The organism is Streptomyces sp. CC224B (genome assembly GCF_030010595.1).
GTDB classification, from domain to species: Bacteria; Actinomycetota; Actinomycetes; order Streptomycetales; family Streptomycetaceae; genus Streptomyces; species Streptomyces longispororuber.
This window is the reverse complement of sequence record NZ_JASCXL010000166.1, coordinates 1-17,063: the sequence shown is the minus strand read 5'-3', so window position 1 is coordinate 17,063 and position 17,063 is coordinate 1. Positions and strand designations below refer to the sequence as shown.

The window sequence follows — 17,063 nt, the reverse complement described above, 5'->3', positions numbered from 1 at the left end:
CCCCCCCCCCCCCCCCCCCCCCCCCCCCCCCCCCCCCCCCCCCCCCCCCCCCCCCCCCCCCCCCCCCCCCCCCCCCCGTCCGTCGTTCGCGGGCGTACGCCGTCCCGTCCGTCGTTCGCGGGCGTACGCCGTCCCGTCCGCGTACGGCATCCGCGGCGTTCCGCCCCCCCCCCCCCACCTGCCACTCCCCGTTGAACTTAGGTTAGGCTGCCCTTAGTTACCGGGACGCGCCCCGTGGAACTCCCTCGCTGTGCCCTGCCCCGGGGCGCGTCCCACGTCCCCTCACCTGGAGGACCGTTCATGCGCTCGCACCTGCTCACCGGCACGACCACGGAGCGGTACCGCACCCCCGTGACCGACGGAGCCGAGCGGGTGGCCGCCAGGACCGCCACCGCCTCCCCGCCGCCCGCCGACGCCGTCGACCTCGACACGCCGCTGCGCGACACCGCCGCCGCCCTCGACGAGCTGGACCGGCTCTGCCCGCCCGCCGCCCTCTCCCCCGGCCACCCCCGCCACCTCGCGCACCTCGCCGACCCCGCCCTCCTCCCGGCCGTGTCCGGCACCACCTCCCCCGGCCCCTGGGACGACCGGTCCGCGGGCGTCCCCCACCTCGAACGCCGCCTCGTCGACTGGGCCGCCGGGCGCCTCGGCCTCGGGCCCGCCGCCGACGGACTGCTCGCCGCCGACAGCGCCCAGGCCGACCTCCAGGCGCTGCTCCTGGCCCGCGAGGCGGCGGAGGCGGGCCCCGGCAGCGGCCGCCCGCGCCTGTTCGTCACCGCCGCGGACCACGCCCGCGCCCGCGCCGCCGCCCGGCTCCTCGGCCTCGGCCCGGACGCCGTCGTCACCGTCCCCACCGACCGCGGCGGACGCCTCCAGACCGTGGCGCTCGCCCGCGAACTGGAGCGCTGCGCCCGCGAGGACCTGGTGCCGCTGGCCGTCATGGCCACCGCGGGCACCGCCGGCACCGGCTCCGTCGACCCGCTGGCGCACCTCGCCGACCTGTGCCAACACCACGGCGTCCACCTGCACGTGCGGGTGGCATACGGCTGCGGGCTGCTCGCCTCGCGCACCCGGCGCCACCTCCTCGACGGCATCGAACGCGCCGACTCGGTGACCGTGGACTTCCCCACGGCGTACGCCGGGCCGGCGAGCCCGGCCGCCGTCCTGGTCCGCGACGGGGCGGCGCTGCGCCCGGCCGCCGCGGAGCACCCCGGACTCCGGCGGGCGGCGCGGGAGCCCGGCCCCCGCCACGCCGACACCCCCGTCCGGACGGCCGGCGCCCACGCCGTCGTGTCGCTGTGGCTGACGCTGCGCGTCCTGGGCGCCGACGCCGCCGGCGACCGGTTCGACGCGAGCTGCGACCTGGCCGCGCGCGGCTTCGACCTCGTCGCCGCCGACCCGCGCTTCGCCGTCACCGTCGAGCCGCAGCTCTGCACGCTCGTCTTCCGCTACATCCCGGCCGCCATCCGCACCCCCGCCGACATCGACCGCGCCAACCTGTACGCCCGCAAGGCCCTGTGCGCCTCCGGCGCCGCCGCCGTCGCGGGCACCGTGGTGGGCGACCGCCAGTACCTGCGGGTCACCCCGCTCCACCCCGGCACGACGACCGCCGACCTCGCCGCCGTGCTCGACCTGATCGCCCACCACGCCGAGCAGTACCTGGGAGACCGCCTTGTCCGTGCGAGCTGACCTCCACCGCGCCCCGGCCGCCCGGCGCCCGTCCCGCACGCGCGCCGCGGTCGCGCCCCGCGGCCGGGGCACCGGGATCCTGACCCTGCGCCCCCTCGACCCGTTCACGGACGCCGAGCTGGTGCACTCCTGGGTCACCCACCCCAAGGCCCCCCACTGGCAGCGGCGGGACGCGAAGCTCCACCACGTGGAGCGGGAGTACATGGGCATCGCCGCCTCCGCGCACCACCACGCGTACATCGGCCTGCTCGACGGCGCGCCCGCGTTCCTGATGGAGCGTTACGACCCCCTGCACGCCGCCCCGGTGGACCTCTACGAGCCCGAGCCCGGCGACGTCGGCCTGCACGTCCTCGTCTCCCCGGACCACGAGGCCGTGCCCGACTTCGCCGAGACCGTGCTCACCACCGCGCTGGAGTACGTGTTCGCCGACCCGGCCGCCCACCGCGCCGTCGTCGAGTCCGACGCCGCCGACACCGCGGCGCGCCGCCTGTACGAGTCCGTCGGCTTCGTGCCCGAGTGCGAGGCCGGGACGCCCGACGGGCTCGCCCTGCTCAGCTTCTGCGCGCGCGAGCGGTTCGAGGCGGCGGTCGTACGCCGCGCGGTGGCCGGGCGCCCGCCGCACGCGGCCGCGTAGCCGCACCCACCGGACCGGCGGGGCTCCAAAGTACGGTCCTTCGGAGCCCCGCCCGTACGCCGCCCCGGTCAGCCGGCGGGCCAGGGCACCTGCGGCGACCGGTAGTAGCCGATGCCCAGCGCGTCCCAGCGCGGGGCCTGTGCCGCGAGCCGGGAGCGGTACGCCTCCCAGTCGTGCGCGGCCGCGGGCGACCAGCCCAGCTCGGCGATGCCGGGCAGCCGCGGGAAGGCCATGTAGTCCAGGTGCGCGGGCGTGGAGAGGGTCTCCGTCCACAGCGGCGCCTCCACCCCGAGGACCGCGTCGGCCGGGGCGCCCGCGAGGTACGTGCCCGGGTCCCAGTCGTAGGCCCTGCGCACGTCCACGTACCCGGCCCACTTCAGGCCCAGCGGGGTGTCCTTGTCGTACTTGTGGTCCAGGTAGGCCCGGTCGGCGGGCGAGAGCACCAGGCGGGTGCCGCTCTTCGCCGCGTTCACCACCTCGTCGCGCTCGGCCTGGCCGGTGCGGTCGTAGCCCCAGTACTGCGCGACCGCGCCCGGCGCCGGACGGGCCCCGGCCAACTGGTGCCAGCCGACCACGGTCTTGCCGTACCGGGCGACGACCGGCTGCACCCTGTCCATGAACGCCACGAAGTCCTCGTGGCTCGTGGAGTGCGCCTCGTCGCCGCCGATGTGCAGATAGCGGCCCGGGGTGAGCGCGGCCAGCTCGCGGATCACGTCGTCCACGAAGTCGTACGTGACGTCCTTCTTCACGCACAGCGAGCTGAACCCGACCGCGGTGCCCGTGTACAGCGGCGGCGCCACCCCGTCGCAGTTCAGCTCGGCGTACGAGGCGAGCGCGGCGTTCGTGTGGCCCGGCATGTCGATCTCGGGGACCACCTCCAGGCCCCGGGAGGCCGCGTAGGAGACGATCTCCCGGTACTGGTCCTTGGTGTAGAAGCCGCCGGGGCCGCCGCCGACCTGGGTGGAGCCGCCGTAGGAGGCCAGGCGCGGCCAGGAGTCGACGGCGATGCGCCAGCCCTGGTCGTCGCTCAGGTGCAGGTGCAGCGTGTTCATCTTGTACAGCGCCAACTGGTCGATGTAGCGCTTGACATGGCCGACCGGGAAGAAGTGGCGGGCCACGTCGAGCATCGCCCCGCGGTAGGCGTACCGCGGGGTGTCCGTGACGGTGCCGCCCGCGACCCGCCAGGGCCCGGGCTGCTCCGTCCGCTTCTCGACGGCGGCGGGGAGGTGCTGCCGCAGCGTCTGGGCACCGTGGAAGAGGCCCGCGCCCGTCCAGGAGGTGAGAGTCAGGGAGCGGCGCGCGGAGATCATCCGGTACCCCTCGCCGCCCAGGGCCCTGTTCGCGGGCTCGGCGCTGACGCGCAGCCGGATGCCGTCACCGCCCGCGCGGTCGGTGACGGGCAGGGGGAAGCCGGTGGCGGGGCGCAGCAGCCGCGCGAGGTACTCGCCGACGCGGCGCTCCTCGGGGTGGGCGCCGACGCGGATGGCGGTCTTGGCGGTGATCTCGTAGCCGGGCCCGGCCGGTTCGGCCTTCAGGGGCGCGGGGACGACGCGGCCGAGCGGGGTCGGCTCGGGCGCGGTCCGGGGCGCCCCGCCCGGCGCCGCCGCCGCGGTCGACAGACCGGCGGCGGCGACGAGGAGCAGTGCGCCGATGACACGTGTCGATCTGTGGGGTTTTCGCACGAGCGGGTCCCTTCGACGGGCCGACGCGGAGGTGACACGGAGGTGACACGGCCGAACTGTCCTCATGCGTACCGCGCACCCCAGGCCCGGTCAAGGTGTAGACCACCTGACCTGGGCGGCGGTGCGAGAATCGCACCATGGCGGAAATCATCCAGCGCGACGGGACCTGGACCTTCGACGGAGTGGCACTGCGGCTCGTGCCGGGACGCGACAAGGGCGTCTCGCTGCTGCGCAAGACGCTGGGCGAAGTGACGCTGCCGCTCGGGGCGTTGGCGGGCATCGCCTTCGAACAGGGCAAGAAGAGCGGACGGCTCCGGCTGCGCCTGCGCGACGGCGCCGACCCGCTGCTCCAGGCGACGGCGGGCAGGCTGGCCGACGCCTCCGACCCGTACCAGCTCACGGTGGAGCCCGACCGGTACGGCGTCGCCGAGTACCTGGTCGACGAGGTGCGCACCGCCCTGCTGCTCGAGCAGGTCCCGGCCACGGCCTGCGACCGCTATCTGCTGTCGGGCCCGTCGGTGCCGCTCCAGGTCTCCGCGGGCGACGCCACGGTGAGCTTCGACGGCGAGCAGGTCCGCCTGGAGTGGAACTGGAAGACGGAGGAGGCCAAGGCCGCCGCGGGCACCCGCACCATCGCGCTCGGGGACGTCGCCGCCGTCGAGTGGCAGCCCGCCATCGGCCTGGAGAACGGCTATCTGCGCTTCACCGTGCGGAACGCGCCGACCAAGGCCCCGCCCAAGTACGACCCCAACTCGGTGGAGCTGTGGGGCTTCAAGAAGGACCCGCTGATGGCGCTCGTCGCGGCGGCCGTGCAGGCCCGGCTGCCGCACCCGGCACGGCCCGTACCGGCCGCCCACCCCGTCGTCGCCAAGGAGGCGGCGCCGGCCGCGGTGCCCGCCGCCGTACCGGCGCCCGCTCCCGCCGCCCCGGCCGAGGACGACCACGACGCGCTCCTGCGGCGCCTGCGGGAGCTGGGCGGGCTGCACCGCGACGGCATCCTCACGGACGAGGAGTTCGCGGCGGCCAAGCAGGCGGTCCTGCGCCGGATGTGAGCCGCGCACACCCTCCATGGCCGTGCGCACGTCTTCTGCAGCCGTGCGCGCGTCTTCTGTACTAGCCCGTATGTCGTCCCGTACGAGGGGGTTAGGAGGGGACTGAGGGAGGGCCAGGAGGGGCGGTCGAGCTAATCCTGCCCGATTCCGGGCAGGATTGTTGCGCAAGGGCCCTGCGTAATCCAGGATCATCGGGTGCACGAAGAACTTGTCGATCACCTGATGCGCTCCACGCAGCTCCAGCGCGGCGAAGCGCTCCGGGTGATCCAGGACGTGCTCGCGTACTTCGACGAGACGACCGAGGACTACGTCCGCCGCCGCCACCGCGAACTCCAGGGTCAGGGCCTGGTGAACGCGGAGATCTTCGAACAGGTCGCGGCGGAGCTGCGCTACCGCGCGGTGGCACCGCCCGAGCTCTCGCTGCGGCAGTTGCGCCGCATCGTCTACGGCTAGACCATCCCCACCACACCCAAGGGACCCTTATGTGCGGAATCGTCGGATACATCGGCAAGCGTGACGTCGCCCCGCTCCTCCTGGAAGGCCTCCAGCGCCTGGAGTACCGCGGCTACGACTCCGCGGGCGTCGTCATCACCTCTCCCAAGGCCACGGGCCTGAAGATGGTCAAGGCCAAGGGCCGCGTCCGCGACCTGGAGGCCCGCGTCCCCAAGCGCTTCACCGGCACCACCGGTATCGCCCACACCCGCTGGGCCACCCACGGCGCCCCGTCCGACGAGAACGCCCACCCCCACCTGGACGCCGAGGACAAGGTCGCCGTCGTCCACAACGGCATCATCGACAACGCCACCGAGCTGCGCGCCAAGCTGGTCGCCGACGGCGTGGAGTTCCGCTCCGAGACGGACACCGAGGTGATCACCCACCTCATCGCCCGCTCCGAGGCCGAGACCCTGGAGGAGCGGGTCCGCGAGGCGCTGCGCCACATCGAGGGCACGTACGGCATCGCCGTCCTGCACGCCGACTTCAACGACCGCATCGTCGTCGCCCGCAACGGCTCGCCCGTGGTCCTCGGCATCGGCGAGAAGGAGATGTTCGTCGCCTCCGACGTCGCCGCGCTCGTCTCCCACACCCGCCAGGTCGTCACCCTCGACGACGGCGAGATGGCCACCCTCAAGGCCGACGACTACCGCACGTACACCACCGAGGGCTCCCGTACGACGGCCTCGCCGACCACCGTGGAGTGGGAGGCGGAGTCGTGGGACATGGGCGGCCACGACACGTACATGCACAAGGAGATCTTCGAGCAGGCCGACGCCGTGGACCGCGTGCTGCGCGGCCGCATCGACGACCGCTTCGCCACCGTGCACCTCGGCGGCCTGAACCTTGACGCGCACGACGCCCGCAAGGTGCGCCGCGTCAAGATCCTCGGCTGCGGCACCTCGTACCACGCGGGCATGATCGGCGCCCAGATGATCGAGGAGATGGCCCGCATCCCCGCCGACGCCGAGCCCGCCTCCGAGTTCCGCTACCGCAACGCGGTCGTCGACCCCGACACCCTGTACGTCGCCGTCTCCCAGTCCGGCGAGACCTACGACGTACTCGCCGCCGTGCAGGAGCTCAAGCGCAAGGGCGCCCGCGTCTTCGGCATCGTGAACGTCGTCGGCTCCGCGATCGCCCGCGAGGCGGACGCGGGTGTGTACGTCCACGCGGGACCCGAGGTCTGCGTCGTCTCCACCAAGTGCTTCACCAACACCACGGTCGCCTTCGCGCTGCTCGCCCTGCACCTGGGCCGCATCCGGGACCTGTCGGTCGCCGACGGCAAGCGGATCATCGCGGGCCTGCGCCAACTGCCCGCGCAGATCGAGCAGATGCTGGCCCGCGAGGACGAGGTCAAGAAGCTCGCCCAGGAGTTCGCCGAGGCCAAGTCGATGCTGTTCATCGGCCGGGTGCGCGGCTACCCGGTGGCGCGCGAGGCCTCCCTGAAGCTCAAGGAGGTCTCCTACATCCACGCCGAGGCCTACCCCGCCTCCGAGCTCAAGCACGGCCCGCTCGCCCTCATCGAGCCCGCCCTGCCGACGGTCGCGATCGTCCCGGACGACGACCTCCTGGAGAAGAACCGCGCCGCCCTGGAGGAGATCAAGGCCCGCAGCGGCCGCATCCTCGCGGTCGCCCACCAGGAGCAGGAGAAGGCCGACCACACCATCGTCGTGCCGAAGAACGAGGACGAGCTGGACCCGATCCTCATGGGCATCCCGCTCCAGCTCCTCGCCTACCACACGGCCCTGGCCCTGGGCCGGGACATCGACAAGCCGCGCAACCTGGCGAAGTCGGTCACGGTGGAGTAGTCACCCCGGACCAGGGAGTACGCCCGACGGCCGACCGCCGCCGCGCGCCACGGACCGCCCCGCGTACGCCGGGCGACGGACGCGCGCGGCGGCCCGGCCGTCGCGCTGTGAACGCCCCCCGGCGTGCCACCAAGCGCTCGGGGGGCGCTCTTCAAGGGACCGGAGTCGCCCATTACCCCGGCCCGCGCCCGCCACGACCGGTGGCCGTCACCCCCCGGCCGGCGGGACGCGTCCCAGCGACCGGATATCTACCCTTCACAAGGGCACAAACCACCTCTACGCATGAGTAGATTTATGCGGCGCGACGGGGGCGCGACCCGCGGCCCGGCACCCTGACACCCCTGTCCCACCTGGGACGACAGGGGTCACACGGGGACCGCGGACGGTACGGGACGACGAGGACGGCCGTTACGGGATGACGACGACGGGCCGTTGCGCACGGCGCGCGAGACGGCCCGCGACGGAGCCGAAGATGCGCCCCACGATGCCGTGCGTCGAGCCCACGACGATGGCGTCGGCCGCGTACTCCCGGCCGACCTCCTCCAGCTCGTGGCAGATGTCGCCGCCGCGCTCGACGAGGATCCACGGCACCTCGGACAGATAGTCCGCGCAGGCCAGTTCGAGGCCGAGGACTTCGGTGCGGTGGTCGGGGACGTCGACGAAGACCGGGGGCTCGCAGCCCGCCCAGACGGTGGTGGGCAGGCGGTTCGCGACGTGCACGATGATCAGGCCGGAGCCGGACCGGTGCGCCATCCCGATGGCGTAGGCGAGGGCCCGCTCGCTGGACGTCGAGCCGTCGAAGCCGACGACGACACCGTGCCGGAAGGCGGGATCGCAGGAGTGACGTGGTTCTTCCGCCGCTCGGGGCGTCGCCGTCGGATCGGCGACCTGCCGCTTGCGGTCCGCGGGTTCGGAGAATTCGTGACCGGCCATCGGTGTCTCGGCGAAGGAGTCCTCTGTGGGAGGGTCGGCTCTTGTCGGGTGGATCGGCGTCCGTCGTGCGACGCGGTGGAACGGGGCGGTGCGCGGTCGGGGTGGTGCGGCGGTTCCCGGGCTGCTGCGCGGAGGTCGGACCCGGCGGCCTGGTGGACACGAGCCGCCACCGGACGCGTGTCCGGGAATCATCTTCCCAACCCCTTACCCCAAGGGTACGGCGGCTCTCCTCTCCTGCCCAGGGCCCGCTCGGCCCTTCCGGACGGCTTCCGCCGCCCCCGCACGGCCCCACATCGGCCGCGCGGCGTTCACCGGAGCATGCATGAGGAGCGCCCGGATGGCAATGGCGGATGCCCCGTACAGGCGGTTTGCGCCCGGTTCGCGCGGCCCGGTCCCTTCCGGCCAGTGACCGGCCGGGAGGTCACGCGTTGAACCCGTGAAACCACTCTTTCGGAGACATTCCCAGGAACCAGCACCACGTGCGCAACCACCGTCGCAGGGAGTACGCCGTGCCCGGACCGTCCGCCACCGCCTCCGCCGCCGCACCCACCACCCGCCGCCATGCCGCCGAGGGGGCGCGCGAGCGCCGGGCCGCGGGAGGCCCGCGGCACGGGGGCGCCGCGGGCCCGGCGGCGGCCCCGCAGGAGTCGGCGAGCGACGTGGTGCGGTGGGCGGCCTTCTCCTGCGTCCTCGTCCCCGTGGTGCTCGTCGGCTACGGGACCTCGCTGGCCGGCGCCGCCGGGGCGGCCCTGGGGCTCGCGGCCGTGACCGGGGTGTGCCGGGTGCTGCTGCGGCAGTCCGAGCGCGGGGCGGCGCGGGCCCGGGCCGAGCGGCGCAGGGCCGCTGCCGGGCGGCCGTCCAGGGCGGCGCCGGGGGCGCGCCGGGGCGGTCGGCACGCCGGGCCGAGCACGCCGGTGGACTGACCGATTCCGGCGCACTCCCCCGAATGTTTTCAGCCAACTTCCGGCTGGTCCGCATTCCCTGCCGGAAGAGGGGGTCAACCCACGTCCCACCAGGGGTGAAAGGAGCGACGATGGCCTCCGCACCCTACGTTGACCGGCCACGGGGACGAGGCGCACTTCCCTGGGCGCTCCGGGAGTGCGACGCTTCGTGATCGAATGCTTCACGCCAAGTTGCCATGTCGACAATGCACCGGGTGCTGAACTGGTCACAGCGGCGTCACGTGACGCAGTAGATTCGATCTTGACTGTAGTACGGCGGGGGACTGGTGGAGGACCGAGGGGAAACGTGCAGGAGCGACAGCAAGCACGTAAAGAACAGGGAGCCGCGACGACCGAGGGGGGCTTAGCGTCATGAGCCACGACTCCACTGCCGTGCAGGAAACAGCGGCGCGGAAACTCTCCGGGCGGCGCCGCAGGGAAATCGTCGCGGTGCTGCTCTTCAGCGGTGGTCCCATCTTCGAGAGTTCCATACCACTCTCCGTGTTCGGCATTGACCGGCAGGACGCGGGAGTGCCCCGGTACCGGCTGCTCGTGTGCGCCGGGGAGGAGGGGCCGCTGCGCACCACCGGCGGGCTCGAGCTCACGGCGCCGCACGGCCTGGAGGCCATCGCGCGCGCCGGCACCGTCGTCGTACCGGCGTGGCGGTCGATCACGTCGCCGCCGCCGCTGGAGGCCCTCGACGCGCTGCGCCGCGCGCACGAGGAGGGGGCCCGCATCGTCGGTCTGTGCACCGGCGCGTTCGTGCTCGCGGCGGCCGGTTTACTCGACGGCCGCCCGGCGACGACCCACTGGATGTACGCGCCGACGCTCGCCAAGCGGTATCCGTCCGTGCACGTCGACCCGCGCGAGCTGTTCGTCGACGACGGTGACGTGCTCACGTCGGCCGGGACGGCGGCCGGAATCGATCTCTGCCTGCACATCGTGCGCACCGACCACGGCAACGAGGCGGCGGGCGCGCTCGCCCGCAGGCTCGTCGTGCCGCCGCGCCGCGCGGGCGGCCAGGAGCGCTACCTGGACAGGTCGCTCCCGGAGGAGATCGGCGCCGACCCGCTGGCCGAGGTCGTCGCCTGGGCCCTGGAGCACCTCCACGAGCAGTTCGACGTGGAGACGCTCGCGGCCCGCGCGTACATGAGCCGCCGCACCTTCGACCGGCGCTTCCGCTCGCTGACGGGGAGCGCTCCCCTGCAGTGGCTGATCACCCAGCGGGTCCTGCAGGCCCAGCGGCTCCTGGAGACCTCGGACTACTCCGTGGACGAGGTCGCCGGACGCTGCGGCTTCCGCTCGCCCGTCGCGCTGCGCGGCCACTTCCGCCGCCAGCTCGGCTCCTCGCCCGCCGCCTACCGCGCCGCGTACCGGGCGCGCAGGCCCCAGGGCGAGCGGTCCCTCGACGGCACGGGCGGCGGCGGTGCCGCGGGCGGGCCGGGACCCGGCGGCGTCCCGGCGTCCGCCTCCCCCGCGGTCGCCTCGGCGGACGGGCCGGGGCACGGCGGCGGACACGCCCCGGCACCGGGCCCGCACCCGGGCATGACGCCGGGGGCGGTGCCGACGCAGACCCGGCGCACGGCGGCGGCGAGCGCCTTCGGCACCCCGGCGGGCCTGTCCATGGACGCAGGCAAGGCACCCTCCGAGGCGTACGCGCAGGGGCGGGCGCCGCTGCCGGGGCAGAGGAGCGCGCCGTAGGGTTGGGCGCATGAACGATCGCATGGTGTGGATCGACTGCGAGATGACCGGGCTCTCGCTGACGGACGACGCACTTATCGAGGTGGCCGCGCTGGTCACCGACTCGGAACTGAACGTGCTCGGCGACGGCGTGGACATCGTGATCCGCCCGCCGGACGGAGCGCTCGAGACCATGCCCGACGTGGTGCGGCAGATGCACACCACCTCGGGGCTGCTCGACGAGCTGTCCGGCGGCACCACGCTCGCCGACGCGGAGGAGCAGGTGCTCGACTACATCCGTCAGCACGTGAAGGAGCCCCGCAAGGCCCCGCTGTGCGGCAACTCGGTCGGCACGGACCGCGGCTTCCTGCTGCGGGACATGCCGACCCTGGAGAACTTCCTGCACTACCGCATCGTCGACGTCTCCTCCGTCAAGGAGCTGGCGCGGCGCTGGTACCCGCGGGCGTACTTCAACAGCCCGGACAAGAACGGCAACCACCGGGCGCTCGCCGACATCCGCGAGTCCATCGCCGAGCTGCGCTACTACCGCGAGGCGATCTTCGTGCCGCAGCCGGGCCCGGACTCGGACACGGCCAAGGCGATCGCGGCGAAGCACGTCCTGCCTGCGACGTAGCCCGTCCCCGGGCGTCACGTACGGGGTCCGGGAAAGGTGTGCGCGAGCACCCCTCCGGACCCTGTACACTTTTTCTCGGCCGGTCGGAAGAACGACAAAGACCGGCACATGGTGGGTGTAGCTCAGTTGGTAGAGCACCTGGTTGTGGTCCAGGTGGCCGCGGGTTCAAGTCCCGTCACTCACCCTGAAGGATCAAGGGCCCGGCCTGCGGAAGCAGGCCGGGCCCTTTGTCGTTCCCCGCTCAGTGCAGCGCTTCGATCGCGCGGAGGATGAGGCCCCGGGCATCCGACCCGTAGACGGCCATCCCCCGCAGGCGTTCGAACGTCTCCACGTACTGGTTCACCTCGGAAGGCCGGGTGACACGTACCTCCGCCGACACGAGTTCCGTGGACACCAGCTTGTCGTCGTAGATGTGGAACGTCTCCTCCGGCCAGTGCGTCCGCTCGCCGCCCATGGGGATGACGCCGAGGGAGACGGCGGGCAGGGCCCCTGCGGTGAGCAGGTAGCCGAGCTGGGCGGCCATGGCTTCTGCTCCGGCGATCCGGTAGCGCAGGACTGACTCCTCGATCACCGCCACGAAGCGATGCCCCGGCTCGTGGATGAGGCGGGAGCGTTCGACGCGTGCCCGCGCGGCCTCCGCGCTGTCGTCCACCGAGAGGTCGTGGGAGTGCGCGGCGATGCGGAGCACGGCGGCCGCGTACCCCTCGGTCTGGAGCAGCCCGGGTACGAGGCCGGAGGAGTACACGCGGAAGAGCGCGGTCTCGCGGAAGAACCGGACTCGGCGCTCCTGCAGGTGCCGCAGCCCGGAGCGCACCTGGTCACGCCACTGCTGATACAGCGTCTCGGCGTTGATGGACTGGACGATCAGGTCGTGTGCCTGATCACTGCGCCCGGTGGCGTCGCACCACCGGCGGATGTCGTTCGCCGACGGCCCGGTGAGCGCGTTCTCGATCCGGGACGTCTTGGAGTGGTGCCAGTCGCACGCGGCAGCCAGGTCGACGACCGTCATCCCGGCCTCCTTGCGGAGGGTGCGCAGTTGCCGGGCGACAGCTTCTCGCGCGGCTTGGGCCGAGGAGGAGGGCGAGACGGACATGGGCTGGCTGCCGGTGCTTCCTGGTCAGTCGATCCGGTACGCGGCGTGCGGTATGGCGTGCTCCCACACCGCCGCGAAGGCGTCCCCGCACAGCTTCGCGGCTGCGGGGTCCTCCGACGTCTCGTGTCCGACCAGCGCTCCGTCGCCCGAGAAGTGGCCCCAGCGGACGATACGGCCGTCGAACAGCCAGAAGTCGTTGCCGGGCAGGCAGAGGGTCGAGGCCCGGCGGCGGGGCAGCCAGCGGACTTCCTCCCCCGCGTACGTGTTGACCTCGGTGGAAGCGTGCTCGTACCGGACGTAGTCGGATACGGGTTCGGACACGATGCGGGCGCGTCGCACAGCGACCCCGCGGGTCACGGCCCGGCTGACGAGGTCGACCCAGGGCGCCCAGCCCTCCGAGGAGGGGTCGGTGTCGAGCTCGCCGGTCTCCAGCCAGGTGCGGAAGTCGTCGGCTTCGGCGGCGACGCCGTACTGGTCCCGCATCTCCAGGTGCACCGCGGTCCGCGTGCAGTTGTCCATCAGCTCAGCGATCGTCGGTTCGCTCGAGGACATCGCACGCCTCCCTGATCATGTGGATCATCCTGGCAGGGATGCGGATCACCGCCTCGCCGTCCGGGACGCCGACGGCGTGACCGGGCGCCTCGAACGCGGCACATTCGGCTTGGACTTCGGGGGTCGGCTCCCACCCCTGGAGGACCAGTTCCCGCTTCTCCCGGTCGACCCACACGGTGGGGCTGTCGGCGGTCTTGGTGTCGGGGTCGATCCCGACGAACAGTAACGGCACGTCAGCCTCCGTACGGCGTGTGCAGTTCGTTGCATCACCGTCGCGGGTGGGCGTGCACCGGGTCAAGGGCACGGCCACCACGCACATGCGTGCGGGACGCCGTCTGCACGGATCTGCACAACGCTGGTGGTCGTCTTCCGCGCGCTCCTAGCGTCGAAAGGCACAGCCAAGACCCCGGCGGCCGAGTGAACGGCCCCGGGGCACGGCCGACCGGTTGGAGTCGACATGGCCGAGAGTACGACCACCGCGGGTGCTGTCATCTGGCTCACGGAAGCGCGTGCCGACGTCCGCAGAGCGCTCGCGGAGTGGGAGCGCGGTGACCTCGCGCCGGTTCCCGCCGGGGTGGCCTGGGACGTGGTGCGCGTGCCGCAGCGTGTCGGCTGGCGCACCGTCCATCGCCTGCGCGCCGACGGCGCCCTGCTCGGGCCCGTGCTGCACACCGTGACCCACGTCGAGGTCCTCGTCCCCGCGGGGACCGCGCGGTTCTGGTGCGCGCCCCGGACCACGACGCTCAGCCGCGGGGACTTCGTCGCCGCGCCGGACCCGGCCGTCATCGCCCCGCTCACCGCCCGCACCCGCTCCTGGATCGTGGCGCCGACAGCGCCCCTGGTCCTCACGGACCCCGTCGAGCTGCGCGCCGCCTACCTGAGCGCGTACGAGGTGCTGGAAGGGGTGAGGGTCACGTGATCACTCGCAGCCTGTCCCCGCTGGAGCGGCGCGCCGAAGCCGCCTACCTGGTCCACCTGGAGCACCTGCGGACCTGCCCCCGCTGTGGTCTGGGGTGGGCCGCCAAGGAGCGGTGCCGCGGGGGCTTCCACCTGCGGGAGGATCTGCGTCGGGCCAGGAGAGCCGTACTGCGGTACGAGCCGCCGCCGGGGCGTCGGTGACACGTCGCGCGTGGCGGTGGCTCAGGACGAGGCCCGGTGCACCAGTTCCGTCGGCAGGACGATCTGGGGGCGGGTGAGGCGGCGGGTCGCGGGCGGGCGGGGGTCGGCGATCTCCGCGAGGAGGACGTGCGTCATCGTGCGGCCCATCTCCGCTATGGGCTGGCGCACACTCGTCAGCGGCGGGTCCATGTGGCGGGCGATGGCCGAGTCGTCGAAGCCCACCAGGGCCACGTCGTCCGGTATGCGGCGGCCCGCCCGGCGCAGCACCTGCCGGGCGCCCGAGGCCATCACGTCCGAGGCGGCGAACACCGCGTCCAGGTCAGGACGGCGGGCGAGCAGCTCCTCCATGGCCCGGCGGCCGCCCTCCTCGGTGAAGTCGGCGCGCGCCACCAGGGCCTCCTCCGGCCCGTGCCCCGCCTCCGCCAGGGCGTCGCGGTAGCCGTCGAGGCGGAGCTGGGCGCCGTACACGTCCAGGCGGCCGGTGATCGTGGCTATCGCGCGCCGGCCCCGGGAGAGCAGATGGGTGACGGCGGCCCGGGCGCCCGCGAAGTTGTCGGAGTCCACCGAGGCCAGCGGCTCGTCGGCGCGGCGGCGGCCGCTGATCACCGCCGGGACCTCGAGCTGCTCCAGGAGGTCCGGCAGCGGGTCGTCCGCGTGCACCGACACCAGCAGGACCCCGTCCACGCGGTGCGCCGACAGGTACTGGGCCAGGCGGCGGCGCTCCCGGTCGCCGCCCGCGAAGGTCAGCAGGAGCTGCATGTCGGTGTCGGCGAGCGCGCTGCCCACGCCGTGCACGATGTCCGAGAAGTACGGCTCGGCGAAGAACCGCGACTCCGGTTCGGGGACGACCACGGCGATCGAGTCCGTCCGGTTCGCGGCGAGCGCGCGGGCCGCCGTGTTCGGGACGTAGCCGAGCTCGGCGACGGCCTCCTCGACGGCGGCCCGGGTCCGCTCGCTGACCCGGGGCGAGCCGTTGATCACCCGGGACACCGTGCCCCGGCCGACGCCCGCGCGCGCGGCCACCTCTTCCAGCGTGGGCCGGCCCCCGCTGCGCCCCTTGGGCTGACGACTCCCCATCAGTGCCTCCCCACGACGCGAAATCTAACAGCCCCACCCCGGCCACCAGCGTCGGCGCCGACGGCCCGCAACTCCTGCCGTCCGGCGCCTTGACACCCCCGCGGCGAGCCGTAACCCTTCAAGGCATCAATCATGGGAGCGCTCCCACTCTACTTGGCTCCTACACGACCCGCACGTCCCGTCCGAGCCGATTCTCCCCAGCCCATGGCTCTCCCACAGCAGTTGGCCGGTCAGCGGTACGTCGGAGCACCAGGAGGACACCATGCGCCACAGGACGCGTTACAGGACTCGAATGCCCCGCACGGCCGTGGTGCTCGCGGCCGTCACCGCCCTGGCCACAGGGCTGCTCACCGGATGCGCGGAGGACTCCGGCGACGAGCCCGGCGGCTCCTCGGGCGGCGGCGGAGGCGGCGGCAAGGGCGGGACCACCCTGACCGTCGGCGTGTTCGGCGCCTTCGGCCTCCAGGAGGCCGGCCTGTACGAGGAGTACGAGCGGCTCAACCCGGACATCGAGATCAAGCAGAACTCCGTCCAGCGCAACGAGAACTACTGGCCCGCGCTGCTCACCCACCTCAGCAGCGGCAGCGGCCTGTCCGACGTCCAGGCCGTCGAGGTCGGCAACGTGGCCGAGCTGACCGGCACGCACGCCGGCAAGCTGATGGACCTCGGCAAGGTGCCCGGCGTCGACAAGAAGGCCTTCCTCGACTGGAAGTGGCAGCAGGCCACCACCGAGGACGGCAGGACGATCGGGCTCGGCACCGACGTCGGCCCGACCGGCATCTGCTACCGCAAGGACCTGTTCGCCAAGGCCGGGCTGCCCACCGACCGTGAGGCCGTCGGCAAGCTGTGGGCCGGTGACTGGAAGAAGTACCTGGAGACCGGCAAGCGGTACCAGAAGAAGGCGCCCGAGGGCACCTCCTTCGTGGACGGCGCCGCCGGCGTGATGGCCGCCGTGCACGCCTCCGGCGAGCGGAAGTTCTACGACGAGGACGGCGAGCTGATCTACAAGGACAGCCCGGGCGTCAAGGAGGGCTGGGACATCGCCGCCCAGTTCGCGCAGGCCGGGCTGACCGCCAAACTCCAGCAGTTCCAGCCCAGTTGGGACCAGGCCTTCGCCAACGGCTCCTTCGCCACGATCACCTGCCCGCCGTGGATGCTCGGCTACATCAAGGACAAGGCGGGCGACAAGGCCGAGGACCAGTGGGACGTCGCCGCCGCGCCGAAGCCCGGCAACTGGGGCGGCTCCTTCCTGACCGTGCCCGAGGCGGGCAAGAACAAGGAGGAGGCGGCCAAGCTCGTGGCCTGGCTGACCGCCCCCGAGCAGCAGGCCAAGCTGTTCGACAAGCGGGCCAGCTTCCCGAGCGCCAGCGCGGCGTACGACCTGCCCGAGGTGAAGGACGCCAAGAACCCGTACTTTGGTGACGCGCCCGTGGGGAAGATCTTCTCCGCGGCCGCCGAGGGCGTGCCCGTCCAGCCGATCGGCCCCAAGGACGGCATCATCCAGCAGTACCTGGCCGACACCGGGATGCTCGGCGTGGACCAGAAGGGCACCTCGCCCGACAAGGCCTGGGACAAGGTCACCAAGACCATCGACAACGCGCTGGACCAGTGACCCGGTGACCGACATGCCGAGTGACACCCAGGCCGCCGCGCCCTCCACGACGGAGGAGGGCGCGG

At 73.1% G+C, this 17,063-nt stretch carries 17 protein-coding genes and 1 tRNA gene; 12 read left to right on the top strand and 6 right to left on the bottom strand.

Going from position 1 to position 17,063, the window contains the following annotated elements:
- The first annotated feature begins 300 nt into the window (after positions 1 to 300).
- Positions 301 to 1,689, top strand: coding sequence for a pyridoxal-dependent decarboxylase (locus tag QK440_RS38455; RefSeq protein WP_282797917.1), 1,389 nt, complete (start codon positions 301 to 303; stop codon positions 1,687 to 1,689).
- Positions 1,679 to 2,323 (top strand): GNAT family N-acetyltransferase, encoded by a 645-nt coding sequence (locus tag QK440_RS38450; RefSeq protein WP_349239350.1) that lies wholly within the window; start codon positions 1,679 to 1,681, stop codon positions 2,321 to 2,323. Before QK440_RS38455 ends, QK440_RS38450 begins: the two co-directional genes overlap by 11 nt.
- Before the next feature lie 68 nt (positions 2,324 to 2,391).
- Here the strand turns inward: QK440_RS38450 and QK440_RS38445 are convergent, their stop codons facing one another.
- Positions 2,392 to 4,005: a beta-N-acetylhexosaminidase gene (locus QK440_RS38445; protein WP_282797916.1), complete on the bottom strand. Its 1,614-nt coding sequence runs from the start codon at positions 4,003 to 4,005 to the stop codon at positions 2,392 to 2,394.
- 137 nt (positions 4,006 to 4,142) lie between these two features.
- Here QK440_RS38445 and QK440_RS38440 point away from each other — a divergent pair, with 137 nt between their 5' ends.
- From QK440_RS38440 to glmS, 3 genes are all read left to right on the top strand, one after another.
- Positions 4,143 to 5,057, top strand: a complete 915-nt coding sequence (locus tag QK440_RS38440; RefSeq protein WP_282797915.1) for a DUF4429 domain-containing protein — start codon at positions 4,143 to 4,145, stop codon at positions 5,055 to 5,057.
- Positions 5,058 to 5,252: 195 nt separating this feature from the next.
- Entirely contained in the window at positions 5,253 to 5,510 is a 258-nt protein-coding gene (locus QK440_RS38435; RefSeq protein WP_282797914.1) for a hypothetical protein, read from the top strand.
- Between the two features lie 29 nt (positions 5,511 to 5,539).
- Positions 5,540 to 7,357 carry a glutamine--fructose-6-phosphate transaminase (isomerizing) gene (glmS, locus tag QK440_RS38430; RefSeq protein ID WP_282797913.1) on the top strand — a complete coding sequence of 606 codons (1,818 nt, stop codon included), beginning with the start codon at positions 5,540 to 5,542 and terminating at the stop codon, positions 7,355 to 7,357.
- Between the two features lie 408 nt (positions 7,358 to 7,765).
- On the opposite strand, the gene QK440_RS38425 is transcribed toward glmS, so the two are convergent.
- Entirely contained in the window at positions 7,766 to 8,290 is a 525-nt protein-coding gene (locus QK440_RS38425; protein ID WP_190136105.1) for a universal stress protein, read from the bottom strand.
- Between the two features lie 659 nt (positions 8,291 to 8,949).
- Between QK440_RS38425 and QK440_RS38420 the strand changes: the two genes are divergently transcribed.
- The 4 genes from QK440_RS38420 (at position 8,950) to QK440_RS38405 (ending at position 11,729) form a co-directional block, all read left to right on the top strand.
- Positions 8,950 to 9,213 carry a hypothetical protein gene (locus QK440_RS38420; RefSeq protein ID WP_282797918.1) on the top strand — a complete coding sequence of 88 codons (264 nt, stop codon included), beginning with the start codon at positions 8,950 to 8,952 and terminating at the stop codon, positions 9,211 to 9,213.
- 390 nt (positions 9,214 to 9,603) lie between these two features.
- Entirely contained in the window at positions 9,604 to 10,932 is a 1,329-nt protein-coding gene (locus QK440_RS38415) for a helix-turn-helix domain-containing protein (RefSeq protein ID WP_282797912.1), read from the top strand.
- A 10-nt stretch (positions 10,933 to 10,942) separates the two neighbouring features.
- Positions 10,943 to 11,545 carry an oligoribonuclease gene (gene orn / locus QK440_RS38410; protein WP_282797911.1) on the top strand — a complete coding sequence of 201 codons (603 nt, stop codon included), beginning with the start codon at positions 10,943 to 10,945 and terminating at the stop codon, positions 11,543 to 11,545.
- A gap of 111 nt (positions 11,546 to 11,656) precedes the next feature.
- Positions 11,657 to 11,729 (top strand) — tRNA-His (locus tag QK440_RS38405).
- 57 nt (positions 11,730 to 11,786) lie between these two features.
- Here the strand turns inward: QK440_RS38405 and QK440_RS38400 are convergent.
- From QK440_RS38400 to QK440_RS38390, 3 genes are read right to left on the bottom strand one after another with little or no spacing between them, the layout of a single operon-like run.
- Positions 11,787 to 12,638, bottom strand: coding sequence for a helix-turn-helix transcriptional regulator (locus QK440_RS38400; protein WP_282797910.1), 852 nt, complete (start codon positions 12,636 to 12,638; stop codon positions 11,787 to 11,789).
- Positions 12,639 to 12,662: 24 nt separating this feature from the next.
- Positions 12,663 to 13,190: a DUF6879 family protein gene (locus tag QK440_RS38395; RefSeq protein ID WP_282797909.1), complete on the bottom strand. Its 528-nt coding sequence runs from the start codon at positions 13,188 to 13,190 to the stop codon at positions 12,663 to 12,665.
- Positions 13,162 to 13,422, bottom strand: coding sequence for a hypothetical protein (locus QK440_RS38390; RefSeq protein WP_282797908.1), 261 nt, complete (start codon positions 13,420 to 13,422; stop codon positions 13,162 to 13,164). The genes QK440_RS38395 and QK440_RS38390 overlap by 29 nt, the downstream gene beginning before the upstream one ends.
- Before the next feature lie 225 nt (positions 13,423 to 13,647).
- On the opposite strand from QK440_RS38390, the gene QK440_RS38385 reads away from it, so the two are divergent.
- Positions 13,648 to 14,109 carry a hypothetical protein gene (locus QK440_RS38385; protein ID WP_282797907.1) on the top strand — a complete coding sequence of 154 codons (462 nt, stop codon included), beginning with the start codon at positions 13,648 to 13,650 and terminating at the stop codon, positions 14,107 to 14,109.
- On the top strand, positions 14,106 to 14,309 hold the full coding sequence (locus QK440_RS38380) for a hypothetical protein (RefSeq protein WP_282797906.1): 204 nt from the start codon (positions 14,106 to 14,108) through the stop codon (positions 14,307 to 14,309). The genes QK440_RS38385 and QK440_RS38380 overlap by 4 nt, the downstream gene beginning before the upstream one ends.
- Positions 14,310 to 14,330: 21 nt before the next feature.
- Here the strand turns inward: QK440_RS38380 and QK440_RS38375 are convergent, their stop codons facing one another.
- Positions 14,331 to 15,386 carry a LacI family DNA-binding transcriptional regulator gene (locus tag QK440_RS38375; protein WP_282797905.1) on the bottom strand — a complete coding sequence of 352 codons (1,056 nt, stop codon included), beginning with the start codon at positions 15,384 to 15,386 and terminating at the stop codon, positions 14,331 to 14,333.
- 292 nt (positions 15,387 to 15,678) lie between these two features.
- Between QK440_RS38375 and QK440_RS38370 the strand changes: the two genes are divergently transcribed.
- The gene (locus QK440_RS38370) at positions 15,679 to 16,998 is read left to right on the top strand and encodes an extracellular solute-binding protein (protein ID WP_282797904.1); all 1,320 of its coding nucleotides are present in this window, start codon (positions 15,679 to 15,681) and stop codon (positions 16,996 to 16,998) included.
- Positions 16,999 to 17,063 lie beyond the last annotated feature (65 nt).